General features: G+C 47.6%; 22 protein-coding genes and 2 other annotated features. All 22 genes read right to left on the minus strand.

The features are described 5' to 3' along the window. Nucleotides 1-107 precede the first annotated feature (107 nt). The 22 genes from rpoC to clpC all read right to left on the minus strand — a co-directional run bounded on the left by rpoC (nucleotide 108) and on the right by clpC (nucleotide 25,103). Nucleotides 108-3,719 carry a DNA-directed RNA polymerase subunit beta' gene (rpoC, locus tag MHI54_RS08075; protein WP_095216551.1) on the minus strand — a complete coding sequence of 1,204 codons (3,612 nt, stop codon included), beginning with the start codon at nucleotides 3,717-3,719 and terminating at the stop codon, nucleotides 108-110. A gap of 57 nt (nucleotides 3,720-3,776) precedes the next feature. Beyond that, a complete protein-coding gene (rpoB, locus tag MHI54_RS08080) occupies nucleotides 3,777-7,316 on the minus strand; it encodes a DNA-directed RNA polymerase subunit beta (RefSeq protein WP_095216550.1) in 3,540 nt (1,179 codons plus the stop codon). Nucleotides 7,317-7,943: 627 nt separating this feature from the next. After that, complete coding sequence (locus tag MHI54_RS08085) at nucleotides 7,944-8,546, minus strand: class I SAM-dependent methyltransferase (protein WP_340082855.1); 603 nt, start codon at nucleotides 8,544-8,546, stop codon at nucleotides 7,944-7,946. Nucleotides 8,547-8,648: 102 nt separating this feature from the next. After that, nucleotides 8,649-9,011, minus strand: coding sequence for a 50S ribosomal protein L7/L12 (rplL, locus tag MHI54_RS08090; RefSeq protein ID WP_095216548.1), 363 nt, complete (start codon nucleotides 9,009-9,011; stop codon nucleotides 8,649-8,651). Between the two features lie 52 nt (nucleotides 9,012-9,063). Then, nucleotides 9,064-9,564 carry a 50S ribosomal protein L10 gene (gene rplJ, locus MHI54_RS08095; RefSeq protein WP_093728589.1) on the minus strand — a complete coding sequence of 167 codons (501 nt, stop codon included), beginning with the start codon at nucleotides 9,562-9,564 and terminating at the stop codon, nucleotides 9,064-9,066. 40 nt (nucleotides 9,565-9,604) lie between these two features. Further along, nucleotides 9,605-9,749 (minus strand) — a sequence feature (ribosomal protein L10 leader region). A gap of 49 nt (nucleotides 9,750-9,798) precedes the next feature. Further along, nucleotides 9,799-10,491: a 50S ribosomal protein L1 gene (gene rplA, locus MHI54_RS08100; protein WP_095216547.1), complete on the minus strand. Its 693-nt coding sequence runs from the start codon at nucleotides 10,489-10,491 to the stop codon at nucleotides 9,799-9,801. 162 nt (nucleotides 10,492-10,653) lie between these two features. Further along, complete coding sequence (rplK, locus tag MHI54_RS08105) at nucleotides 10,654-11,079, minus strand: 50S ribosomal protein L11 (protein ID WP_143594503.1); 426 nt, start codon at nucleotides 11,077-11,079, stop codon at nucleotides 10,654-10,656. Nucleotides 11,080-11,245: 166 nt separating this feature from the next. Further along, nucleotides 11,246-11,779, minus strand: coding sequence for a transcription termination/antitermination protein NusG (nusG, locus tag MHI54_RS08110; RefSeq protein WP_095216545.1), 534 nt, complete (start codon nucleotides 11,777-11,779; stop codon nucleotides 11,246-11,248). A 151-nt stretch (nucleotides 11,780-11,930) separates the two neighbouring features. Beyond that, the gene (gene secE / locus MHI54_RS08115; RefSeq protein WP_038565135.1) at nucleotides 11,931-12,107 is read right to left on the minus strand and encodes a preprotein translocase subunit SecE; all 177 of its coding nucleotides are present in this window, start codon (nucleotides 12,105-12,107) and stop codon (nucleotides 11,931-11,933) included. A gap of 38 nt (nucleotides 12,108-12,145) precedes the next feature. Next, the gene (gene rpmG / locus MHI54_RS08120) at nucleotides 12,146-12,292 is read right to left on the minus strand and encodes a 50S ribosomal protein L33 (protein ID WP_095216543.1); all 147 of its coding nucleotides are present in this window, start codon (nucleotides 12,290-12,292) and stop codon (nucleotides 12,146-12,148) included. Nucleotides 12,293-12,362: 70 nt separating this feature from the next. Next, nucleotides 12,363-13,013, minus strand: a complete 651-nt coding sequence (sigH, locus tag MHI54_RS08125; protein ID WP_340082859.1) for an RNA polymerase sporulation sigma factor SigH — start codon at nucleotides 13,011-13,013, stop codon at nucleotides 12,363-12,365. Between the two features lie 86 nt (nucleotides 13,014-13,099). Continuing rightward, nucleotides 13,100-13,609, minus strand: coding sequence for an NYN domain-containing protein (locus MHI54_RS08130; protein WP_095216542.1), 510 nt, complete (start codon nucleotides 13,607-13,609; stop codon nucleotides 13,100-13,102). A gap of 2 nt (nucleotides 13,610-13,611) precedes the next feature. Then, complete coding sequence (gene rlmB / locus MHI54_RS08135) at nucleotides 13,612-14,355, minus strand: 23S rRNA (guanosine(2251)-2'-O)-methyltransferase RlmB (RefSeq protein WP_095216541.1); 744 nt, start codon at nucleotides 14,353-14,355, stop codon at nucleotides 13,612-13,614. Then, nucleotides 14,345-14,749, minus strand: a complete 405-nt coding sequence (locus MHI54_RS08140) for a Mini-ribonuclease 3 (protein ID WP_095216540.1) — start codon at nucleotides 14,747-14,749, stop codon at nucleotides 14,345-14,347. Before MHI54_RS08140 ends, rlmB begins: the two co-directional genes overlap by 11 nt. 3 nt (nucleotides 14,750-14,752) lie before the next feature. Then, nucleotides 14,753-16,153 carry a cysteine--tRNA ligase gene (cysS, locus tag MHI54_RS08145; protein ID WP_340082862.1) on the minus strand — a complete coding sequence of 467 codons (1,401 nt, stop codon included), beginning with the start codon at nucleotides 16,151-16,153 and terminating at the stop codon, nucleotides 14,753-14,755. Further along, entirely contained in the window at nucleotides 16,134-16,856 is a 723-nt protein-coding gene (gene cysE, locus MHI54_RS08150) for a serine O-acetyltransferase (RefSeq protein WP_340082864.1), read from the minus strand. The genes cysS and cysE overlap by 20 nt, the downstream gene beginning before the upstream one ends. Before the next feature lie 2 nt (nucleotides 16,857-16,858). Beyond that, nucleotides 16,859-17,077: a binding site (T-box leader), on the minus strand. Nucleotides 17,078-17,120: 43 nt separating this feature from the next. Continuing rightward, nucleotides 17,121-18,590, minus strand: coding sequence for a glutamate--tRNA ligase (gltX, locus tag MHI54_RS08155; RefSeq protein WP_095216537.1), 1,470 nt, complete (start codon nucleotides 18,588-18,590; stop codon nucleotides 17,121-17,123). A gap of 24 nt (nucleotides 18,591-18,614) precedes the next feature. Then, complete coding sequence (gene ispF, locus MHI54_RS08160; protein ID WP_095216536.1) at nucleotides 18,615-19,091, minus strand: 2-C-methyl-D-erythritol 2,4-cyclodiphosphate synthase; 477 nt, start codon at nucleotides 19,089-19,091, stop codon at nucleotides 18,615-18,617. A gap of 14 nt (nucleotides 19,092-19,105) precedes the next feature. Beyond that, a complete protein-coding gene (gene ispD / locus MHI54_RS08165; RefSeq protein WP_095216535.1) occupies nucleotides 19,106-19,783 on the minus strand; it encodes a 2-C-methyl-D-erythritol 4-phosphate cytidylyltransferase in 678 nt (225 codons plus the stop codon). A gap of 94 nt (nucleotides 19,784-19,877) precedes the next feature. Beyond that, nucleotides 19,878-20,987 (minus strand): PIN/TRAM domain-containing protein, encoded by a 1,110-nt coding sequence (locus tag MHI54_RS08170; protein WP_095216534.1) that lies wholly within the window; start codon nucleotides 20,985-20,987, stop codon nucleotides 19,878-19,880. A 173-nt stretch (nucleotides 20,988-21,160) separates the two neighbouring features. Beyond that, a complete protein-coding gene (radA, locus tag MHI54_RS08175; RefSeq protein ID WP_095216533.1) occupies nucleotides 21,161-22,534 on the minus strand; it encodes a DNA repair protein RadA in 1,374 nt (457 codons plus the stop codon). A gap of 139 nt (nucleotides 22,535-22,673) precedes the next feature. Beyond that, nucleotides 22,674-25,103, minus strand: a complete 2,430-nt coding sequence (gene clpC / locus MHI54_RS08180; protein ID WP_095216532.1) for an ATP-dependent protease ATP-binding subunit ClpC — start codon at nucleotides 25,101-25,103, stop codon at nucleotides 22,674-22,676. Nucleotides 25,104-25,115 lie beyond the last annotated feature (12 nt).

The raw sequence follows: 25,115 nt of genomic DNA on the forward strand, positions 1-25,115 counted from the left end.
AGCACCTTGAATATAGTATCACTCAAGGAAGCTGATGTCAATCACCTTCACAAGAGATTTACAGTGCTTCCGACAATTATTTTGTTTCCTTGTTTATTAGGGCACCGTTACGGTGTTACAGATTCGATCTCCTGGCCTTCTGTCACTTCTTCAGGCGCTTCCAGCTTCGCTTTGATCTTGCGGTACTGCGGCATGCCAGTACCTGCAGGAACAAGCTTACCGATGATGACATTCTCTTTCAAACCGAGAAGTTCATCGCGCTTACCTTTGATGGCTGCATCGGTCAGGACACGAGTAGTCTCCTGGAAGGACGCGGCAGACAAGAAGGAATCCGTTTCAAGAGAAGCTTTCGTGATACCCAGCAATACTGGTTTACCGCTGGCTGGCTGGAAACCTTCCCGCAAGACTTCACGGTTTGCTTCTTTGAATTGATGGATCTCAAGAAGTGATCCCGGCAATACATCTGTTTGACCAGAATCGATGACACGTACTTTGCGAAGCATTTGGCGAACCATTACTTCTACGTGTTTATCGCCGATTTCTACCCCTTGCATACGGTATACTTTCTGCACTTCTTTCAATAGATACTGCTGAACGCCGGCTACACCGCGAACGCGAAGCAATTCTTTCGGATCGACAGAACCCTCTGTAAGCTCCTGACCAGCTTCGATCGCATCTCCTTCAGCCACACGCAGGCGTGCACCATATGGAGCTGTGTAAGTCTTCGTTTCCACTGTACCTTGAATGACGATTTCTTGCTTTTCTTTCACTTCATTGATTTCAATGACTGTACCTTTGATCTCAGAGATGACAGCCTGACCTTTAGGGTTGCGCGCCTCGAACAATTCCTGGATACGAGGCAAACCTTGCGTGATATCGTCACCGGCTACACCGCCTGTGTGGAACGTACGCATTGTAAGCTGTGTTCCTGGCTCACCGATGGATTGTGCAGCAATGATACCGACTGCTTCGCCGACTTCGACGTCGCTGCCAGTAGCAAGGTTGCGGCCGTAGCATTTCTTACATGCACCATGTTTCGTGTTACATGTGAAGACTGTGCGGATGGCAACTTCTTCGATACCTGCATCAACGATTTGTCTTGCTGTATCTTCATCGATCAATTCGTTTTTCTTGATGATCACATCGCCTGTTTCAGGATGTTTGACATTCTCGAACGCTGTACGGCCGACAAGGCGATCATACAATGGTTCGATCATTTCAGTTCCTTCAGTCAGTGCGCGGACTCTCAAGCTGCGGTCGGTTCCGCAATCTTCTTCACGGATGATGACATCCTGCGCCACGTCGACAAGACGACGAGTCAAGTAACCGGAATCGGCAGTTTTCAGGGCTGTATCGGCCAGACCTTTACGCGCACCGTGTGTAGAGATGAAGTACTCTAGTACTGTCAGACCTTCACGGAAACTGGACTTGATCGGCAACTCGATGATTCTACCAGCCGGGTTGGCCATCAAACCACGCATACCAGCAAGCTGCGTGAAGTTGGATGCGTTACCGCGGGCACCGGAATCACTCATCATGAAGATCGGGTTGCGGTTGCTCAAGGACTTCATCAGGCGATCCTGGATGTCATCCTTCGCTTTGGACCAGATGGAAATGACTCGGTCATATCGCTCTTCTTCCGTGATCAAACCGCGACGGAACTGCTTCAGCACTTTATCCACGCGGGATTGTGCTTCATCAAGGATTTCCGTTTTCTCTTTCAATACGACGATATCGGAGATACCAACCGTAATACCTGCTTTAGTGGAATAGCTGAATCCAAGGTCCTTCATGCGGTCAAGCATTTTAGACGTTTCACTGATCTTGAAGCGTTTGAACACCTCGGCAATGATGTCGCCTAGGAAACCTTTTTTGAACGGGGAGATAATCTCGCGTTTCGCGATCTCCTCTTTGATATTCGCACCCTTCTCAACGAAGTAGTGTGCAGGTGTTTTTTCTTCCAGATTCTCGCGAGTCGGTTCGTTCATGTAAGGGAACGAGCTCGGCAAGATCGTGTTGAAGATAAGTTTACCCACTGTTGTAAGCAGGATTTGGTTGTTTTGCTCTTCCGTGAATGTTTCATTTTTCAAAGAGCCGGCATCTACCGCCACACGAGTGTGCAGGTGTACATAACCATTTTGGTAAGCAAGCATCGCTTCGTTGACATCTTTGAAGACTTTGCCTTCGCCGATTGCACCTTCACGCTCAAGAGTAAGGTAGTAGTTACCTAGTACCATATCCTGGGACGGTGTCACGACTGGTTTACCGTCTTTCGGGTTCAAGATATTCTGTGCAGCAAGCATAAGGATACGAGCCTCTGCCTGCGCTTCCGCAGATAGAGGTACGTGAACGGCCATCTGGTCACCATCGAAGTCAGCATTATAAGCTGTACATACAAGCGGGTGAAGACGAATCGCGCGGCCTTCTACCAACGTCGGTTCGAATGCCTGGATTCCTAGGCGGTGAAGCGTAGGTGCACGGTTAAGCAATACCGGATGCTCACGGATGACTTCTTCGAGTACATCCCATACTTCCGGATGCAAGCGTTCGATTTTGCGTTTTGCGGATTTGATGTTATGCGCAAGTCCTTTTTCAACCAATTCTTTCATGATGAATGGTTTGAATAGCTCAAGCGCCATTTCTTTCGGAAGACCACACTGATACATCTTCAGATGCGGACCTACGACGATTACGGAACGTCCGGAATAGTCTACCCGTTTACCAAGCAAGTTCTGACGGAAACGTCCTTGTTTACCTTTCAGCATATGAGAAAGAGATTTCAATGGACGGTTACCAGGACCTGTGACCGGACGGCCGCGGCGGCCGTTATCGATCAACGCATCGACTGCTTCCTGCAGCATGCGTTTCTCGTTTTGTACGATGATGCTAGGTGCACCAAGGTCCAAAAGGCGTTTCAGACGATTATTCCGGTTGATTACCCGGCGATAAAGGTCGTTCAAGTCAGATGTGGCGAATCGGCCACCATCAAGCTGAACCATCGGGCGAAGCTCCGGAGGAATGATCGGAAGTACATCCAATACCATCCAAGAAGGTTCATTGCCGGAATGACGGAATGCTTCCATCACTTCCAGGCGCTTGATCGCACGCGTTCTGCGCTGACCTTGTGCTGTTTTCAATTCTTCGCGAAGTGTTTCCACTTCTTTTTCCAAGTCGATGTCTTGAAGGAGCTTGCGGATCGCTTCTGCACCCATTTGAGCTTGGAATGTATTACCGTATTTCTCACGATACAAGCGGTATTCTTTCTCGGAAAGAAGCTGCTTCTTCTCAAGTGCTGTATCTCCGGCATCTGTTACGATGTACGCTGCAAAGTAGATGACTTCTTCCAACGCACGAGGAGACATATCCAGTACAAGACCCATACGGCTCGGAATACCTTTGAAGTACCAAATATGAGACACAGGAGCTGCCAGCTCGATGTGTCCCATGCGCTCACGGCGCACTTTGGCTTTGGTGACTTCCACGCCGCAGCGATCACATACGACGCCTTTATAACGGACGCGCTTGTATTTACCGCAATGGCATTCCCAGTCCTTTTGCGGACCGAAGATGCGCTCACAGAACAAACCGTCTTTTTCAGGCTTCAATGTACGATAGTTGATCGTTTCCGGCTTTTTGACTTCTCCGTAAGACCAAGAACGAATCTTATCAGGTGAAGCCAAACCTATTTTCATAAACTCAAAATTATTTACATCTATCAAGGGGCCTACCTCCCTTTTAGTATCCCGTTACTGCCCTGCAGTCGATGTTTGGGCGCATTAACCTTCCTGTACATCAAGATTGATGCGGTCAGGTACCTGCGTCTCGTCTTCATCTTCGAGTTCTCGCATTTCTACTTCTTCTTCATCACCATTGAGGATCTTGACATCCATACCAAGGCTCTGAAGCTCTTTGATCAATACTTTGAATGATTCTGGCACACCAGGCTCTGGTACATTATCACCTTTGACAATGGATTCATACGTCTTCACACGTCCGACTACGTCATCGGATTTGACAGTAAGGATCTCTTGCAGGGTATACGCCGCACCATATGCTTCCAGTGCCCATACCTCCATCTCACCGAAACGCTGACCGCCGAACTGTGCTTTACCACCAAGCGGCTGCTGCGTAACCAGTGAGTAAGGACCTGTGGAACGAGCATGCAGCTTGTCATCAACCATGTGGGCAAGCTTGATCATGTACGATACACCGACAGATACACGGTTATCGAATGGTTCACCGGTTCTGCCATCATAAAGGATCGTCTTCGCATCACGCGGCATACCAGCTTCTTCGAGCGTTTCCCAAACATCTTCTTCACGCGCACCATCAAATACCGGTGTTGCAACGTGGATGCCCAGCGCACGAGCTGCCATACCCAAGTGAAGCTCAAACACCTGTCCGATGTTCATACGGGATGGTACCCCTAGTGGGTTAAGCATGATATCGACTGGCGTTCCGTCCGGCATGAACGGCATATCCTCTTCTGGAAGGATTTTGGAGATTACCCCTTTGTTACCGTGACGTCCAGCCATTTTATCCCCTTCAGAAATCTTACGTTTCTGAACGATATAAACACGTACAAGCTGGTTTACACCCGGTGGCAGTTCATCTCCGTCTTCACGGTTGAAGATCTTGACATCCAATACGATACCGCCGGCACCGTGAGGTACGCGAAGGGATGTATCACGGACTTCGCGAGCCTTCTCGCCGAAGATCGCATGCAATAGACGTTCTTCTGCAGATAGCTCCGTCACACCTTTAGGCGTTACTTTACCAACCAACAGATCACCATCGGAAACCTCGGCACCTACACGGATGATTCCGCGTTCATCAAGGTTCTTCAGCGCATCTTCCCCGACGTTCGGGATGTCGCGAGTGATTTCTTCCGGTCCAAGCTTCGTATCACGCGCTTCTGATTCGTATTCCTCGATATGGATGGATGTGTATACATCATCTTTCACAAGGCGTTCGCTCATGATGATGGCATCCTCGTAGTTGTAACCTTCCCATGTCATGAAGGCAACGAGTACGTTGCGTCCAAGAGCAAGTTCTCCATCCTGCATGGAAGGTCCGTCAGCAAGGATTTCACCTTTTGTGACACGGTCGCCGACACTGACGATCGGACGTTGGTTATAGCAAGTTCCTTGGTTGGAACGATTGAATTTTTGCAGACGATAACGATCTGTATCGCCTTTCACTTCACTGCCGCCAACTTCTGTGATACGGCGTACAATGATTTCTTTCGCTTCGACGCGCTCCACGATACCTTCCGCTTTGCAGATGACTGCTGCACCGGAGTCTTTACCGGATACATATTCCATACCTGTACCTACGATCGGTGCTTCCGGCTGCATCAACGGTACTGCTTGTCGCTGCATGTTCGCACCCATCAGTGCACGGTTGGAGTCATCGTTTTCCAAGAATGGGATACACGCGGTCGCGGCAGATACAACCTGTTTCGGTGATACGTCCATGTAATCGATACGCTCACGAGCAACAATTGTATTCTCTTCACGGAAACGGGCAACGACTTCTTCATTCTCGAAGGAGCCATCTTCCGCAAGCGGAGAGTTCGCCTGTGCGATAACATAGTTATCCTGCTCATCGGCAGTAAGGTAATCAATTTGATCTGTCACACGGTTCGTCTCTGGATCGACACGGCGGTAAGGCGTTTCGATGAAACCGAATTTGTTCACTTTCGCATAAGTGGAAAGAGAGTTGATCAAACCGATGTTCGGACCCTCCGGCGTTTCGATCGGACACATTCTTCCATAGTGGGAGTAGTGTACGTCACGCACTTCAAAGCCGGCACGTTCCCGAGTCAAACCACCAGGTCCCAAAGCAGAAAGACGACGTTTGTGCGTCAACTCGCCAAGCGGGTTTGTCTGGTCCATGAACTGGGAAAGCTGGGAGCTTCCGAAGAATTCCTTGATTGACGCAATCACCGGTCGGATATTGATCAGCTGCTGCGGTGTGATGGCAGATGTATCCTGGATGGACATACGCTCACGCACCACACGTTCCATACGGGAAAGACCGATACGGAACTGGTTCTGAAGCAATTCACCGACAGAACGCAATCTTCTGTTACCAAGGTGATCGATGTCATCTGTGTCGCCAACTTCATATAATAAGTTGAAGAAGTAGCTGACAGCTGCCACGATATCGGCAGGGTCCAGGTTCTTCACGCTATCATCGACTGTTGCGTTACCAGTGACGTTCAATGTACGTTCGCCTTCCGGATCAGTCGGGTCGACGATTTTGATTGTTTGAACCAATATTTGATCTTCCACTACACCATCATGCGGTTCCAGGATGTTCTCACCGAACTTGCCATTTGTACCGTCAAGATGAGGAAGGATCTTATCAAGCAGACGACGGTCCAGTTTGTCGCCTTTTTGTGCAAGCACTTCACCAGTCTCTTCATCGACGATCGGCTCAGCCAATGTCTGATTGAACAGACGGTTTTTGATATGAAGCTTTTTATTCATTTTGTAACGGCCTACATGTGCCAGGTCGTAACGTTTTGGATCGAAGAAACGAGAAACAAGCAAGCTTTTCGCATTCTCTACAGTAGGCGGCTCTCCCGGACGAAGACGCTCATAGATTTCAAGCAATGCCTTTTCGGTAGTTTCTGTGTTATCTTTCTCCAATGTGTTGCGAAGGTACTCGTTATCACCAATAAGATCGATGATTTCCTGATCACTTCCGAATCCGAGTGCACGAAGCAGGACAGTGATCGGAAGCTTACGCGTACGGTCGATGCGGACATGGACCACATCCTTTGCATCCGTCTCGAACTCAAGCCATGCACCACGGTTAGGAATGACTGTCGCTGTGTGGCCGCGTTTCCCGTTCTTGTCGAATTTCTCACTGAAATAAACACTAGGGGAGCGAACAAGCTGTGATACGATTACGCGTTCAGCACCGTTGATGATGAACGTTCCTGTATCTGTCATCAATGGGAAGTCACCCATGAATACTTCCTGTTCTTTTACTTCGCCTGTCTCGTTGTTCAACAAGCGGACTTTCACACGAAGCGGAGCGTTATAGGTAACGTCTCTTTCTTTTGCTTCATCTACTGGATATTTCGGTTCGCCAAGGCTATAGTCGACAAATTCCAGCGATAAATTACCCGCGAAATCCTCGATCGGGGAAATATCCTGGAACATCTCTCGTAATCCTTCTTCTAAGAACCATTCATAAGAAGCGGTTTGAATCTCGATAAGATTCGGTAACTCTAGCACTTCACTAATACGTGCATAGCTTCTGCGCTGGCGGTGTCGTCCATACTGAACTACTTGACCTGTCAACAGCTTCACCCCTCAAATCAAACATTAGTAATGTATTCAAGCTGCAATCTTAAAGATTGCAGTAAATCAACATCCTGCAGCAAGTTTTCCCTGCTGTATACTCCCTGCATGACCAACCTTCTTCGGATAAAGGTCTGTCTGAATTGCCGGAATGCCGATTGACTTTCCAAGCAATAAATTATATATTGTAGCTAACATAAATGAATCGCCACAATATTTGCATTGTTCACATCTTCCGTTTACATAGAAAAGCATTCGCATAAATACGAATGTGATGTGAATGTTGTAATGAAACGGGCTCCCTTTCCTGTTTAATGAAAATCAGAAAGTGGTATAATTCCAACAGCGACACACTCCGACTGTCCCTCTGCACCGCCTTCAAGCTAAAAGCGAAAAAGGTTTTTTCATAAAAACCGTTAAAAATTCAGCTTGCTAGCTCCTCCGAATGGCGACATAACCCTGATCATACATATTTAGATAAAATCGACAAAGGCAAAAACACAATATTGATAGCAGTCTTGCCAATCAGCCGACAGTTTAAACACGATCCCCAAAGAAAATTATAATCCTCTCCGAGTATCGTTATCTATTGGCATTTTACAATACTACCACAAGCTTTTATGCGAGTCAATCTTTTTTAGCCAATAGGATGTAATAGCCTTTATCCTTCTTCACGATTTCACATGAACCGAACAGCTGGTTCAATTTTTCCTGGGCAGATGGGGCACCTTGTTTCTTTTGAATGACAACCCAGAGCTCCCCCTGAGGAAGAAGCGCCTGATGGCTCTCTTCAAATAGCTGATGTACAACCTTCTTGCCTGCCCGGATTGGAGGGTTGGTAGCAATTGCCGCGAACTTCCGGTCCGAAAAAGCGGTCAAGCGATCACTCACATAGAAATGTGTGTTGCTCGCCCCATTCGCCTCAGCATTCTGCTTGGCAAGTGATACTGCACGCTCATTGACATCACTCATCACAATGGAACGATCTGTGAAAGCTTTTGCAAATGAAATGCCGATCGGTCCATATCCACACCCAAGATCCAGTATATCCCCTTCTATTTCCGGCTCTCTGAAGACATCAATCAAAACCCTGGACCCGAAATCCACTTCCTTCTTGGAAAATACTCCGCTATCCGAAGTGAAAACAAGTTCATTGCCTTTCAATGTGAAACGCCATGTAGCAGGAGCACTTTTGGATTGCGGCTGATTGGTATAATAATGATCCGACATAATTGGTCACCTTCTTTTTCAGGATCCATTCACGATTGCCATGGAGAGATAGATAAAAGGAAAGCTCGCCCGAGGGCGAGCTTTCTTTTTATTGCTTAACTATTACTTAACTTCTACAGAAGCTCCAGCTTCTTCAAGTTTAGCTTTAAGTTCTTCAGCTTCATCTTTAGATACGCCTTCTTTGATGTTGCCAGGAGCGTTATCAACAAGATCTTTAGCGTCTTTAAGACCTAGGCCAGTTGCTTCGCGAACAGCTTTAACGACTTTGATTTTAGAAGCGCCAGCGCTTGTAAGAACAACGTCGAATTCAGTTTTCTCTTCAGCAGCTTCAGCAGCACCGCCACCAGCAACAGCTACAGGAGCTGCAGCAGTAACGCCGAATTCTTCTTCGATAGCTTTAACAAGATCGTTCAATTCTAGAACGGACATACCTTTAATCTCTTCAATGATTGTCTCTTTAGACATGATATTTCCTCCTTGGAAAATGTTTTATTTTGTTTGGAAGTCTCAGGCCGCCTTAAGCGCCTTGCTCTTCTTTTTGTTCTGCGATTGCTTTCGCAGCATAAGCGAAGTTGCGAACCGGTGCTTGTAGCACGCTAAGCAACATGGAAAGCAAGCCTTCGTAGTTCGGTAGATCTGCAAGTTCTTTGACTTGTTCCACAGAAGCTACATTGCCTTGGATGACACCAGCTTTGATTTCAAGTGCTTCGTTCTTTTTGGCGAACTCGTTCAAGATCTTAGCAGGAGCAATTACGTCTTCATTACTGAAGGCAATAGCAGTTGGGCCTGTCAAGTTCTCGTCTAGTTCAGTCAAACCAGCTACTTCAGTAGCACGGCGAGTCAACGTGTTTTTGTAGACTTTGAAATCCACACCAGCTTCACGAAGCTGTTTGCGAAGTTCAGTCACCTCAGAAACAGTAAGACCGCGGTAGTCTACTACGATTGTAGATTGGCTCGCTTGGAATTTCTCAGCGATTTCATTTACAACCTGTTTCTTTTGTTCGATGATCTTGGACATATGTTCCACCTCCTGTTAGCTTGTTCACCATTATACCTGGAGTTAACATGAAAAATGCCTCCATTCGACATGGAGGCATGATCACAAGGAACAGTCGGAACAGACTGCCTGTTTTATCTCACACACCTCGGCAGGAAATTAAGCCCTCGGGCACCTGCTGTCTTAGGTATAACGTTTATTAGGTTTTAACCACAGTTGATTATATAGTGTTTCCAATTAGATGTCAACAGACAATTAACGGAAAGGAGCTACGTCAACTTTGATTCCAGGGCCCATAGTAGAAGCGATCGCTACGTTCTTCATGTAAAGGCCTTTGGAAGCTTGCGGTTTAACTTTGATAAGCTGTTCGATCAATGCAACAAGGTTTTCTTCCAATTTCTCTTCAGAGAAGGAAGCTTTGCCGATTGGTACATGGATGTTAGCTTGTTTATCAACGCGGTATTCTACTTTACCAGCTTTGATTTCCTGGACAGCTTTTTCTACGTCGAATGTAACTGTGCCAGTTTTCGGGTTAGGCATTAGACCTTTTGGTCCAAGCACACGGCCCAATTTACCAACTTCAGCCATCATGTCCGGAGTTGCAACGATAACGTCAAACTCGAACCAGCCGCCGTTGATTTTCGCGATTAGATCCTGTTCGCCAACGAAGTCGGCTCCAGCAGCTTCCGCTTCTTTTGCTTTATCGCCTTTAGCGAATACCAATACACGTTGAGTTTTACCAGTACCATGCGGCAATACCATCGCACCGCGAATTTGCTGGTCGGCTTTCTTAGGGTCTACACCCAAACGGAAAGCAGCTTCGATTGTTTCATCGAATTTAGCAGTTGCAGTCTTTTTGACAAGTGCAACAGCTTCTTTCACTTCGTACAATTGAGTACGGTCAACAAGCTTAAGTGCTTCTTGTTTCTTTTTGCTTTTTACAGCCATTTCCTTTTCCTCCTCGGATTGTGGTTTTAACGGTAGGACCTCCCACTTGTTAAAGCGGAACGGACAGAGTCCGCAAATGCCGGAAATGCCGGCTTTTAAAAAGGCTGCGAAATGGGATCCTCCATTCACGCAACCTCGTCAGTTTCCTTGATTGAAATGGAATCAGTCTTCGATGACAATTCCCATACTGCGAGCAGTACCTTCAACCATACGCATTGCTGCTTCAACGTTTGCAGCATTCAAATCAGGCATTTTAGTTTCCGCAATCTCTCTAACTTTATCGCGTTTAAGTGTAGCGACTTTGTTACGGTTCGGTTCACCAGATGCCGATTCGATACCAGCTGCTTTCTTAAGCAAGACTGCAGCAGGCGGAGTTTTGGTGATGAATGTAAATGAACGGTCTTCGAATACCGTGATTTCAACTGGAATGATCAAGCCAGCCTGTTCTTGCGTGCGGGCGTTAAATTCCTTACAGAATCCCATGATGTTCACACCTGCTTGACCTAGTGCCGGTCCAACTGGTGGAGCTGGATTCGCTTTAGCTGCAGGAATCTGCAATTTTACAACTTTGATTACTTTTTTAGCCACGAGACACACCTCCTTAAGTCCGTGATGTGGTAATAGGGCTTGTCACCCTCCCACTCAACATGTCTGTATAGCTATAGATAGCGTACACTATAGTCAATAACATTAAGATTCTAGCATTTATCCACAAACAATGCAAGGGGCTTCCAAATAAATTCCGGATGCCGGATTATAATTTTTCGATTTGGGAGAAATCAAGTTCCACCGGTGTTTCCCGCCCGAACATATTGACGTGGACTTTGACTTTCTGTTTATCCATGTCGATATGTTCGATTGTACCTGTGAAATCGGTGAATGGCCCATCGGTGACGCGGACGCTTTCCTTCTCTTCGAAATCGAATTCTGTCAGGGTCTCCTCCATGCCCATCCGTTTAAGGATGACCTCCACTTCCTCTTCCAAAAGCGGTGTCGGCTTGGAACCTGAACCAGTCGATCCGACGAAACCAGTGACACCCGGTGTGTTCCGTACGACATACCAAGAATCATCCGTCATGATCATTTCCGTCAATACGTAACCAGGGAAGACCTTCTTCATTGCCGTTTTACGTTTACCGTTCTTGATTTCCGTCTCTTCATCCTCGGGAACGACGACGCGGAAGATCTTATCTTCCATTCCCATGGAATCGAGTCTTTTCTCCAGGTTGGCTTTTACTTTGTTTTCATATCCAGAATAAGTGTGTACGACATACCATCTTTTTTCCATGCTGTCAGGACAAGCGCTTGTCCTTCCCTCCCTTTGGTTTAGTTATTGCCGATGCTGGACAAAAAAGACCAATTTAAAAAACCCGTACGCAACGGGTTTTTCTCTACGAGCAATATTTAATACCATTATAGCATATATCAGTGGGTATTATTCAAAAGAATAAATTTAAAATCTCAGAGATCCCTAAATCGACCAAGCCGAAGAATATAGCAGCGAACACGACTGTTAAAACTGTCACGATCGTGTAGCGATACAGCTCTTTGCCAGTTGGCCAGCTGACCTTCTTCATCTCTTTGGATACATTTTTCAAAAACGTAACAGGATTCACGGTACTACCCCCAAACTCTCGCCGACAGGCATTGTTGTCTATTTCGTTTCCCGATGGACCGTATGCTTGTCGCATCGTTTGCAGAATTTCTTAGTCTCTAATCGCTGTGATTGATTTCCACTTTTTGCGGTGGAATAGTTGCGGCTCAGGCATTCCGAGCACGCCAATGTAACTGTTTTACGCAAACTTCTCCACCCTCTCGGGTATTTTGACACAATTTTACTCTAGCACGCATGAAATCGCTTGTCAACGGAGCTATAATGTCACTTCGCTGATCTCAAGATAGCGTTCAAGCTTTCGTTTTACCCGCTGCAAGGCATTATCAATCGACTTGACATGCCGCTTCAATTCCTCGGAAATCTCCTGATAAGATCTGCCGTCCAAATAAAGGGCGAGCACTTGTCTTTCGAGTTCGCTGAGGAGCTGTGCCATCTTCTCCTCCATATCGAGGAATCGCTCCTGGTTGATCAGGACATCTTGCGGATCGCCTGCTTTTGAGCTCACGATGATATCAAGCAGCGTCCTGTCTGATTCCTCATCATAGATCGGCTTGTCCAGCGATACATAAGAGTTGAGCGGAATATGCTTCTGTCTGGTCGCTGTCTTGATTGCTGTGATGATCTGCCTCGTCACACAAAGTTCAGCAAATGCCTTGAATGAAGCGAGCTTCTCACCATTAAAATCACGGATGGCCTTATAAAGGCCAATCATCCCTTCCTGGACAATGTCTTCCCGGTCGGCTCCAATCAGAAAATACGTACGAGCTTTCGCTCTGACAAAATTTCGATACTTGTTAATCAGAAAATCTAGGGCATCAACATGACCTGCTTTCACTAAATCCACAAGAACACTATCTTCCATCACTGCATAATCCTGGTCTTCCGTCCGCTGTTTGACAACTGTCACTTAAGGATTCCCCCTGACCATGTATACCGCGAATTTATACGGTCATTATACAGGCGCCCTAAATAACCGTCAATATACTACTTTGGCTATTTCTTCCTTCTGCGCCATGCTTCGAGCGTATCCCTGATTTCGGGTTTCAAGGGGATTTTTGGCTGGAATTGTCGACTATTGTAATCCCTGATTTCCTGGTCGATTTCCCGTTCGATCTGTTTGATTTCCAGATATAGTTCCCTGGAAGATTTACGAAGGGCCCCTTGCCCAAATATAGTACGCTGCTCCGCATAATCACTTGTTGCGACATAGACTTGTGTCTTGACATTTTTCAACGTTTTAATCAATTTTTCGATACGGTCATCCGCTGTCTCTTTTTCTTTTGTATAAACAACTTCAACTTTAAAGTTTTCGTATTTTTTTTCCAAGCCTCTCACATGGTAAGCATCGAAGACGACGATGACCCGGTGTCCAGTGTAAGCCTGATACTCGGCCAGCTTCTCGATCAGCAGCTGGCGGGACTGTTCAAAATCTTTGTCGCGGAGTGCATGCAGTTCCTCCCATGCTCCGATGACGTTATAGCCATCGACCACCAAGATGACCATATTTATTCCCCTAGCGGATGACGCTGACGGTTTACCTCATACATGAGGAGACTAGCCGCGACACTGGCATTGAGCGAAGTGACTTTACCTTGCATAGGCAGCGAAACTGTCCAATCGCACTTCTCCCGGACAAGTCTGCTGATACCTTTTCCTTCATTTCCGATGACAAGGGCGATCGCTCCGACTGCATCTAGACGGCGATAATCGATCGCACCCTCTGCCGCAGTACCAGCAATCCATACATTCCGTTCCTTAAGCTGATCGATCGTCTTGGCCAAATTCGTTACACGCGCCACCGGGATATATTCGATTGCACCAGCGGATGTCTTTGCTACAGTGGCTGTCAGACTGACCGAACGACGCTTCGGAATGATCACACCATGTGCTCCGACCGCATCTGCCGTCCTCAGGATCGAACCAAGATTATGCGGATCCTCCATTTCATCCAGAATAATGAAGAATGGCTCCTCTTCCCGTTCCTCCGCCACACGGAATAAATCATCCACTGTGCTGTATTCATAAGCTGCAACCGAAGCAACGATCCCTTGATGATTCCCCTCGATCAATTGATCCAATTTTCGTTTCGGCACTTTTTGCACGATAGTGCCGTTTGCTTTTGCAAGCTCCTGTATCGACTGCCATGTCTTTGGCTGCAAATGCTCCGAAACCATGATTTTATTGATCGATCTTCCTGATCGCAATGCTTCGGTGACAGGGTTCTTGCCGATTATCCATTCATCTGCCATGCTGTTGACTCCTTTCTTCCACATGTGTGATAGCTGCTTGTATAAGGGCCTCAAGGCGATCTGTATTTTCCAGCAGATAGTGATACCCAATCAGCGCTTCAAAGCCTGTACTGTATCTGTAAGTCTGTACGTCTGTATTTTTCGGCACGGTACCAGACTTGGCATTACGCCCCCTCCGTACGACAGCCTGCTCTTCCTCCGACAGCATGTCCTGCTCGAGCCAATCCCGGATCACCTTCGCTTGCGATTTGGCAGAAACGAAGGTGACAGCTGCATGATGCAGCTGATTCGGTTTGACCTCCCCTTTTTGCAGTAAATGCCGGCGGACATAGATCTCATAAACAGCGTCCCCCATATAGGCGAGCGCCAGACTCTTCATTTGTTTGACATTCATGCATTATCCTCTTTTCCAGCGCGTCCCCTGCGGTGTATCCTCCAGGATGATATTTTTCTCCTTGAGCAGATCCCGGATCCGATCCGCTTCCTGGAAGTCACGGTTCTTACGCGCCTCTACCCGCTGAGCCAGCAAGTCTTCGATCTCATCATCCAATAATTCCGTTTCTGCAGCAAAAGTGACACCAAGTACTCCGCCAAGGTCTTCGAATGCTTTTGTGAAGGCTTCGATGACTTGTTCGGATGTTTGTTCCTGCTGCAAGTAGACATTCGCTTCTTTAGCCAGATCGAATAATACAGAAACTGCGTTGGCTGTATTGAAATCGTCATCCATCTCTTCTTCAAAACGAGCCCTGAGCTCTTGGATCGTCTCCATCACACCGTCGGCATTGCCATCCTGGTTCGTGCTCGCAGCTTTTCGATGCTGCAGGTTCTCATAGGCATTCTTGATTCGTGCCAAACCTGTCTTGGCACTTTCCAGTAATTCATCCGTGAAATTGATCGGATTGCGGTAATGTACGCTCAGCATGAAGAAGCGCAATACTTGCGGATCATGTTTCTTGATCAAGTCATGCGCAAGGATGAAGTTGCCCAGGGACTTGGACATTTTCTCATTATCGATATTGATGTGACCGTTATGCATCCAATAATTCGCAAATGACTTCCCATTGAGTGCCTCTGATTGAGCTATCTCATTTTCATGGTGCGGGAAAGTAAGATCCGTTCCGCCTGCATGGATATCGATTGTGTCACCAAGGTGCTTTTTCACCATCGCCGAGCATTCGATATGCCAGCCGGGACGCCCTTTGCCCCATGGTGTATCCCAGGAAATCTCGCCTGGCTTTGCATTTTTCCATAGTGCGAAATCAAGGGGATCATCCTTCTGTTCCCCGACGCGGATACGAGCACCGGAACGTAATTCATCAATGGATTGATGGGACAATTTCCCATAACCGTCAAATGAACGTGTACGGAAATAGACATCTCCTTCGGATACATACGCGTAGCCTTTATCGATCAGCCCTTGCACGAAATCGATGATCTCTTCCATGCTCTCCGTGACACGCGGATGAAGGGCCCCTTCTTTTACTCCAAGGGCGGATGTGTCTTCTTTGTAAGCTTGGATGAATTTCTCTGCTACCGCATAGACATCTTCGCCCATTTCTTTTGCGGCGTTTATGATTTTGTCATCGACATCCGTGAAGTTCATGACATACTTGACTTCATAGCCGCGGTATTCCAGATAACGCCGGACCGTATCGAATACGATTGGCGGTCTTGCATTACCGATATGGATGTAATTGTAAACAGTAGGTCCGCAGACATACATGCTTACTTTTCCTTCTTCAATCGGAACGAATGGTTCCTTTTTCCGGCTCAATGTATTATAAATTTTTACCGACATGCTGCTTCTCTCCTTTGGCAGCGGCTAATTCCCGCTGCAGTGCTTTTATTTCCTCGTCCATTTCTCTTAGTTTCTCCGCAACCGGATCCGGCAAATCCTGATGATTCAGATCTCTCCTGATACGTTCACCATCTTTGATGACGACGCGTCCCGGAATGCCGACAACCGTGGAACAATCCGGAACATCATGCAAGACAACAGACCCCGCGCCTATCTTCGAATTGGCACCTATCGTAATGGAACCTAACACTTTGGCTCCTGTTGCAATAAGTGCATTATCTTTGACCGTCGGATGCCGTTTGCCTTTTTCCTTCCCTGTGCCCCCTAATGTCACACCCTGAAAAATCGTTACATTGTCGCCGATCTCACACGTCTCCCCAATGACGACACCCATGCCATGATCGATGAAGAAACGTCTGCCGATCTTGGCTCCTGGATGTATCTCGATGCCAGTGAAGAAACGGCTCACTTGTGAAACAACGCGGGCAAGGAAATAGAATTTATGCTTATACAATTGGTGTGCAACTCGATGTGCCCAAATGGCATGCAAGCCGGAATACGTAAGGATAACTTCCAGATATGAGCGAGCAGCTGGATCCTGGTCGAAAACAACCATGACATCCTCTTTCAGCATCTTGAAAAATCCCATTTTGCCCTTCCTTTCCGCTTCTATCGTTTCACGAAAAAAAACGTCCCTGTACATATGACAGAGACGCTTTTCGCGCGGTTCCACTCTATTTGGGCGAGCCCACAGGCTTCCCCAGCTTCACTCTGATAACGGTGAGAACCGCTTTTACCTACTGATAGTTCGGCAAAAGACTCCGAGGTGCATTTCAGCAAAAGCTCTCCAAAGCCGCTCGCAGCGTATGCGGCTCTCTCTGGATGGAAAGGCAGATGCCTACTTCTCCTCTTCTACGTTCAAATGTGTAGTATTACTATATTATATTTCAGACAAAAAGTGAATATTTTACTTTGACAGCTGCTCGATTGCTGCACGAAGGCGATTCTGTACCACAGTCTCACCAAGCAAGTGGATGGAATTCGGCAGCTCCGGACCATGCGTGACACCTGTTGTCGCTACACGGATAGGCATGAATAGCTTTTTGCCTTTTTGTCCGGTCTGTTTCTGAGTCGCTTTGATAGCACCTTTGATTGCATCCGGCTCGAATGCTTCCAATGATGCAAGCTGCTCGGAAAATGCCTTCAGGACATCCGGTACTTGCTCCTCACCAAGCACAGCCATGGCTTCTTCATCATAAGAAATATCTTCCTGGAAGAATAGTTCTGTCAGCTCGACAATCTCCGCACCATAATTCAGCTGGTCTTTGTAAAGTGCAATAAGTTCTGCTGCCCAGTCGCGGCGGGAGTCTTCCATGTTCTCAGGCAGCTTGCCAGCTTGAATCAAATGCGGCAATGTCAATTTCTCGATGCGATCTGCATCCTCCGACTTGATATACTGATTATTCATCCATTTCAGCTTCTGCGGATCAAAGATGGCAGCAGAAGTGGATAGACGGTTCGGATCAAAAATCTTGATGATTTCATCTTTGGAGAAGATCTCTTCTTCCCCGACTGGTGACCAGCCTAACAAGCTGATGAAATTGAACATTGCTTCCGGCAGATAACCTAGGTTCTTATATTGCTCGATGAATTGCAGGATATGCTCATCACGCTTGGAGAGCTTCTTGCGGTTTTCGTTCAGGATCAACGTCATGTGACCGAATTGAGGCGGCTCCCAGCCGAATGCTTCATAGATCATCAGCTGCTTCGGTGTGTTGGAAATATGTTCTTCCCCTCGAAGGATATGTGTAATCTCCATCAAATGGTCATCGATTGCCACAGCGAAGTTGTATGTCGGGATACCATTTTTCTTCACGATGACCCAATCACCGAAGTCACTGGATTCGAAGCTGATCTCATTGCGGACGATATCATTGAACTTGTATGTTTTATTCTCCGGCACGCGGAAACGGATGCTCGGCTGTCTGCCTTCCGCTTCGAACTTTGCCTGCTGTTCCGGTGTCAGATCACGGTGTGCACCAGAATACTTAGGAACTTGGCCCTTCGCCTTCTGCTCCTCACGCTCTTTCTCCAATTCCTCTTCCGTCACGTAGCATTTATAAGCAAGGCCGCGATCCAGCAATTCATCAACATATTTTTGGTATATATCAAGACGCTCCAATTGACGGTACGGTCCGTACTCACCGCCGATGTCGGCACCTTCATCCCATTTGATACCAAGCCATTTCAAATAGCTGAACTGGCTTTCCTCGCCGCCTTCCACATTACGCTTCTGGTCTGTATCCTCTGTGCGGACAATGAATTTACCGTCATGATGACGGGCGAATAAATAGTTGAATAATGCAGTTCGTGCGTTTCCAATATGCAAATGTCCAGTCGGACTTGGCGCATAGCGCACACGTACAGGTTTTGACATATGATTAACTCCCTTTCGATTATGTTAGGCTTGCTGTAAAAGGACGACTGCTTGGGCAGCGATTCCTTCCTTCCGGCCAGTGAAGCCGAGCTGTTCCGTTGTAGTTGCTTTCACATTGATCTGACCTGGATCGGCTTCAAGCATCCCTGCTATATTTTCTCGGATCTGATCGATATATGGTGCCATTTTCGGCGCTTGCGCGATGACTGTGCAATCCAAGTTCCCTAGTTTGTATCCTTGCTCTTTTACAAGCTGCCAAACATGCCGCAGCAATACTTCTGAATCCGCATCCTTGAAAGCAGGATCGGTATCCGGGAAATGCTTGCCGATATCCCCTAGTGCCAGGGCACCGAGACAGGCATCCGCAACTGTATGTAACAGTACATCCGCATCTGAATGCCCCAGCAGCCCAAGTTCATGAGGAATCGTGATTCCGCCGATGATACAAGGTCTGCCCTCCGCAAATGCATGTACATCAAATCCTTGTCCAATTCGAAACATAATGTGACCTCGCTTTATTTGCCATTTAAAAATGCTTCCGCTTTGTATAGATCCTCTGGTGTCGTGAGCTTCATATTATCGTAGCTGCCTTCCACGATGAAAACATCGTGGTCGGTCCGCTCGACCAATGACGCATCATCTGTGCCAAGCATTCCGTCCACCTTTGCCGATACATGAGCATCGTAGATAAGCTGATAATCAAAAGCCTGCGGTGTCTGGGCAGCCCACAAAAGCCCCCTGTCCATCGTTTCCAGACGATTGCCCCGGCGCAGCTTGATTGTGTCGGTGACAGGCACCGCCAGGATTGCAGCACGGTGCTGCTGACAGGCTTCAGCCAGGGCATGAAGCCTGTCGATCGTAACAAACGGCCGTGCGCCATCGTGTATGAATACCATACCGGACTTCTTAGGCAAGGCCTCCAGCCCCATCAGGACACTCTCCTGCCGCTCGCTTCCGCCTTCTGTCAGATTGATTGGTGTCGACCATTCTTGAACGGCCAGCAGCTGAAGCATCAATTCGCGATCAGCCTTGCTTACAACAAGCGTGATGGATGCACACCAAGGATCCTTGTCGAAAACTGTCAGCGTATGGACAATGAGCGGCTTCTGTCCAATTGTGAGGAATTGCTTATTGCGGCCGGCCTGCATCCGTTTCCCTTGCCCGGCAGCTAACACGATAGCTTGATAATACATCTATATTTACCGCCTTATTTTATGTCGAATCCAAACAAAAGCGATAACATCCCAATGTTATCACTTTTGTCTACTTCTATTATGTTATACTTATTCACAATGCTTTTTCAAGTAATTTAGGCTTTGCAAAGATCATTCGGCCGGCAGAAGTTTGCAAGACACTTGTAATAAGCACTTCGATCGTCTTGCCGATATAATTCTTCCCTTCCTCGACAACGATCATCGTACCGTCATCCAAGTAAGCCACGCCTTGATTATGCTCTTTCCCGTCCTTGATCACCTGGACAGTCAATTCCTCACCCGGAATGACGACCGGCTTCACCGCATTTGCCAAATCATTGATATTCAGCACCGGTACATTCTGGAATTCACAAACTTTATTCAAATTGAAATCATTCGTCACGACAATGCCATCGATGACCTTTGCCAATTTTACCAGCTTGGAATCCACTTCCGGAATATCTTCAAAATCACCTTCGTAAAATTCCACTTTCACACCTGGCATATCCTTTTGGATGCGGTTCAGGACATCCAGGCCGCGACGGCCGCGATTTCGCTTCAATGCATCAGATGAGTCAGCGATATGCTGGAGCTCGTTCAATACGAATTGCGGAATGACGATCGTGCCCTCAAGGAAATTCGTTTCGCAAATATCGGCGATTCGTCCATCGATGATGACACTTGTATCCAGCAGTTTCGATTTTGGCTGGATAGCCTGGACCTTCTCTTCTGCGGCTTCTTGTTCATCCGCTGCTTTCTTTTTGTCCTTTTTCGCCAGTGTCATCATATTCAGGAATTCATCCCGGCGCTTGAAGCCGACCTGAAAACCGATGTACCCAAGGAAAATTGTCACGAACAGCGGCAGCACTTCCGATACAAGCACAAAACCGATACCGCGGATCGGGATTGTGATCAAATACGCAACGACCAATCCGATGATGAGCCCGATGCTTCCAAAGAACAAGTCAGCAGCAGGGGTCTTGACCAGTGAGTCCTCCACCCAATGGATGAAGCCGACAATATAATCGACCACCCAGAACAGTAATAAGAATAATAGAATAGCTCCGCCAATCAACCCGACAATCGGGGAATCGAGCCAACCAATGTTGGTAAGGTTCACTAGATCCATCAATTTGGGGATGTAGAGAAACCCGATCATACCGCCTGCAACGATAATGAATAATTGCACGATTCGTTTTAACATTACTGTCACCTCCTAACAGAAAGTATTACCTGAAACAAAATATATTAGACGTAAAAATAAATAATTGCAGTTTTACCGTAGCACGTTTTATGAACCCAGTCAATTTAGGAAATATTACATAGTAGCATAGATTTAGAGAAAATGTCAAAAAATATTACTATTTTAAGGAGAGGTCAATCCTCTCCCAACACAATCCGGAGTGCTTCACTTACGGAGTTGACCCCAACGACTTTGATACTTGCTGGTACTGTCCAGCCATCCAGGTTCTTCTTCGGTACGATTGCTCGCTTGAAGCCGAGCTTGGCCGCTTCCTGGACACGCTGTTCTATACGCGATACGCGTCTCACTTCCCCAGTCAAACCCACCTCACCGATCAAGACATCATCCGGTTTGGTCGGCTTGTCCTTGAAGCTGGATGCGATGCTTGCAGCCACCGCGAGATCGATGGCAGGCTCGTCCAAGCGCATACCGCCCGCAATCTTGACATATGCATCCTGGTTCTGCAGCATAAGCCCGACCCGCTTCTCCAGCACCGCCATCAGCAGCGGTACCCGGTTATGATCTGTACCGGTAGCCATACGCCGCGGATTCCCGAAGCTAGTAGGGGAGATGAGTGCCTGAATCTCGACCAGGACCGGCCGTGTTCCTTCCATCGATGCCACGACTGTCGATCCTGCTGCGCCTTGTGACCTTTCTTCCAGGAAGATTTCGGACGGATTCGTCACTTCCCTCAATCCTTCTTCCTTCATCTCGAAGATACCCATTTCATTTGTACTTCCAAACCTGTTCTTCACACTCCGCAGTATCCGGAATGTATGATGACGTTCCCCTTCAAAATAAAGTACGGCATCCACCATATGCTCCAGCAGCCTCGGACCGGCAATTGCGCCTTCTTTCGTCACATGACCGACGAGGAAAATCGGAATGCCATTCGTTTTGGCAACCCGCATCAGCTCACTTGTACATTCCCTCACCTGCGAAACACTTCCAGGCGCGCTGGTGACTTCTTCCCGATAAACGGTCTGGATGGAGTCGACAACAACGAATGCCGGCTTCACATCCTCTATATGCCGCGTGATGTCCTGCAGATTGGTCTCCGATAAAACATAGAGCTGATCAGCTTTTACACCAAGACGATCGGCCCTCAGTTTCGTCTGCCGTGCCGATTCCTCTCCTGAGATATACAAAACAGGTAATTCCTTTTCGGCCAGCTGTGCACTGACTTGCAATAGCAAGGTGGATTTACCGATACCAGGGTCGCCGCCGATAAGCACAAGCGATCCTGCAACGATGCCGCCGCCAAGCACCCTATTGAATTCAGGGAGATTCGTCGTCACCCGCGGCTCCTTTTCGGAGTGGATGGCCGTAATCGATTGCGGCTTTGCAGCTGTCGTCGTATTTGAATGACGGAAGGCACCGCTGCCAGCCGGTGAAACCACTTCCTCCGTGAAGGTATTCCAATTATTGCAGCTCGGGCATTTGCCCATCCATTTCGCAGATTCATATCCGCATTCCTGACAAACATACTTTGTCTTTCTCTTTGCCAAACTTATCAAATCCTTCTTCATCATTTTATACGATAATTACGGCATAAAAGTTACAGAAATATATCAAATAAAATCATTATTATAGAAAATATTACACAAATAAATAGCAAAAAGGGAGGCGTAAACACCTCCCTATTCATTATTTGCCCGTAACGATATACTTACCATCTTTATCAACATCTATATTCACTTGTTGACCTTTGCGGATATTCTCGCGCAGAAGCTCTTCCGATAATAAATCTTCGATATTCTTCTGGATTGCACGGCGCAGCGGACGCGCACCATATTCCGGATCGAAGCCTTCATCGGCAATCTTCTCAATCACAGCATCTGTCAGCGTAAACTCGATATCCTGCTGTGCAAGACGCTTCTTAAGCTGATCTGCCATCAATGTAACGATATCCTTCATGTGTTTCTTCTCCAGAGGATGGAACACAATCGTTTCATCGATACGGTTCAAGAACTCAGGACGGAATGCTTTCTTCAGTTCCTCTGTCACTTTCGCCTTCATATCCTTGAAGTTCTGATCTTCGCTATCCAATGTGAAACCTAGTGATTTGCTCCGTTTCAGCTCACTTGCTCCGACGTTGGAAGTCATGATCAGGATCGTATTGCGGAAATCGACCAGACGACCTTTGGAATCGGTCAGGCGTCCGTCCTCCAACACTTGAAGCAAGATGTTGAAGACCTCTGGATGTGCTTTTTCCACCTCATCAAGCAAGACGACGGAATATGGCTTGCGACGAACTTTCTCCGTGAGCTGTCCGCCCTCTTCATATCCTACATATCCTGGAGGAGAGCCGACTAGGCGTGCTGTGGAATGGCGCTCCATGTATTCGGACATATCGATACGGATCATCGCATCTTCGTCACCGAACATGGAATCAGCCAATGCACGTGCCAGTTCCGTTTTTCCGACTCCTGTCGGTCCAAGGAAGATGAAGGAACCAATCGGACGTTTTGGATCCTTGAGACCTGCACGCGCCCGGCGAATTGCTTTGGAGATTGCGACAACCGCTTCTTCTTGACCGATGACGCGGTCATGCAATGTCTGCTCCATATTGAGCAAGCGTTCGGATTCATCCTTTGTCAGCTTGGCAACCGGCACTCCAGTCCAGATGGAAACAACGGAAGCGATGTCTTCCACAGTGACTTCACTGCTTTCCTGACCTTGTTTCTCTTTCCACTGGTCCTTCGTCTGATCCAGCTGATCACGCAGGCGCTGCTCTGTATCACGCAAGGAAGCCGCTTTTTCGAATTCCTGGCTTTGTACGGCTGCATCTTTCTCTTTGCGAACTTCCTCCAGCTTCTGCTCGAGCTCTTTCAAGTTTGGCGGAGCAGTGTAAGAGCGAAGACGTACTTTGGAAGCCGCCTCATCAATCAAGTCGATCGCTTTATCCGGAAGGAAACGATCCGTAATGTAACGATCGGAGAATTCCGCTGCTGCACGAATCGCATCGTCGGTGATGGTTACACGGTGATGGGCTTCATAGCGATCACGCAAGCCAGTGAGGATCTGAATCGATTCCTCCACGGATGGTTCATCGACTTGTATCGGCTGGAAGCGGCGTTCCAATGCTGCATCTTTCTCGATATACTTGCGGTACTCATCCAAAGTGGTAGCACCGATGCACTGCAGCTCCCCGCGTGCCAAGGATGGTTTCAGGATATTGGAAGCGTCGATTGCCCCTTCCGCTCCGCCCGCACCGATAAGTGTATGCAGTTCATCAATGAAGAGGATGATATTCCCTGCTTGGCGGATCTCCTCCATCACTTTTTTCAAACGATCCTCGAATTCCCCGCGGTATTTCGTACCCGCCACGACTGTACCCATATCAAGCGTCATGACACGTTTATCCCGCAGGATCTCCGGAATTTCATTATTGATGATCTGCTGCGCCAGACCTTCAGCAACTGCCGTTTTACCTACACCCGGCTCCCCGATCAAGACAGGATTATTTTTCGTACGGCGGCTAAGGACTTGAATGACACGCTCGATCTCTTTTTCACGGCCGATGACCGGATCGATATTGCCTTCTTTGGCAATGGCCGTAAGATCGCGCGCCAAGGAGTCAAGCGTCGGCGTATTTGCCCTGGCAGACTGACTGCCGCGCTGTTTCCCTGCAGAGGACTCATTACTGCCAAGAAGCTGAAGCACTTGCTGACGCGCTTTGTTCAAGCTGACACCGAGATTATTCAGCACACGTGCCGCAACACCTTCTCCTTCGCGAATCAATCCGAGAAGGATATGCTCAGTACCCACGTAAGAATGACCAAGCTTTCTCGCTTCGTCCAAGGAAAGCTCGATCACTTTCTTCGCGCGCGGTGTGTAATAAGGTGTACCAGTGATTTTCTGGCCGCGCCCGATCAGCTGCTCGACCTCTTCCTGAATGCGTTCTGTTTCCAATCCCAGTGTCGTCAGAGCTTTGGCAGCGATTCCTTCGCCTTCGCTCACCAGGCCCAATAGAATGTGTTCTGTTCCAATATTATTATGTCCAAGCCGCACTGCCTCTTCTTGGGCAAGTGCAAGGACCTTTTGCGCTCTTTCCGTGAAGCGTCCAAACATCATAGGAATTCCTCC

The organism is Terribacillus sp. FSL K6-0262, from assembly GCF_037977385.1.
In the GTDB taxonomy this organism is placed as follows: Bacteria; Bacillota; Bacilli; order Bacillales; family Amphibacillaceae; genus Terribacillus.

What these genes read in the sequence shown, in the direction of transcription:
- MHI54_RS08085 (WP_340082855.1), bottom strand. Translation starts at nt 8,546, where the DNA reads ATGTCGGATCATTATTATACCAATCAGCCGCAATCCAAAAGTGCTCCT.
- MHI54_RS08140 (WP_095216540.1), bottom strand. Translation starts at nt 14,749, where the DNA reads ATGAATGTCAAACAAATGAAGAGTCTGGCGCTCGCCTATATGGGGGAC.
- ispF (WP_095216536.1), bottom strand. Translation starts at nt 19,091, where the DNA reads ATGTTTCGAATTGGACAAGGATTTGATGTACATGCATTTGCGGAGGGC.
- rlmB (WP_095216541.1), bottom strand. Translation starts at nt 14,355, where the DNA reads ATGGCAGATGAATGGATAATCGGCAAGAACCCTGTCACCGAAGCATTG.
- gltX (WP_095216537.1), bottom strand. Translation starts at nt 18,590, where the DNA reads ATGTCAAAACCTGTACGTGTGCGCTATGCGCCAAGTCCGACTGGACAT.
- rplA (WP_095216547.1), bottom strand. Translation starts at nt 10,491, where the DNA reads ATGGCTGTAAAAAGCAAAAAGAAACAAGAAGCACTTAAGCTTGTTGAC.
- cysE (WP_340082864.1), bottom strand. Translation starts at nt 16,856, where the DNA reads ATGTACAGGGACGTTTTTTTTCGTGAAACGATAGAAGCGGAAAGGAAG.
- MHI54_RS08170 (WP_095216534.1), bottom strand. Translation starts at nt 20,987, where the DNA reads ATGTTAAAACGAATCGTGCAATTATTCATTATCGTTGCAGGCGGTATG.
- clpC (WP_095216532.1), bottom strand. Translation starts at nt 25,103, where the DNA reads ATGATGTTTGGACGCTTCACGGAAAGAGCGCAAAAGGTCCTTGCACTT.
- nusG (WP_095216545.1), bottom strand. Translation starts at nt 11,779, where the DNA reads ATGGAAAAAAGATGGTATGTCGTACACACTTATTCTGGATATGAAAAC.
- MHI54_RS08130 (WP_095216542.1), bottom strand. Translation starts at nt 13,609, where the DNA reads ATGGTCATCTTGGTGGTCGATGGCTATAACGTCATCGGAGCATGGGAG.
- rplJ (WP_093728589.1), bottom strand. Translation starts at nt 9,564, where the DNA reads ATGTCCAAGATCATCGAACAAAAGAAACAGGTTGTAAATGAAATCGCT.
- ispD (WP_095216535.1), bottom strand. Translation starts at nt 19,783, where the DNA reads ATGTATTATCAAGCTATCGTGTTAGCTGCCGGGCAAGGGAAACGGATG.
- rplL (WP_095216548.1), bottom strand. Translation starts at nt 9,011, where the DNA reads ATGTCTAAAGAGACAATCATTGAAGAGATTAAAGGTATGTCCGTTCTA.
- cysS (WP_340082862.1), bottom strand. Translation starts at nt 16,153, where the DNA reads ATGTCGGTAAAAATTTATAATACATTGAGCCGGAAAAAGGAACCATTC.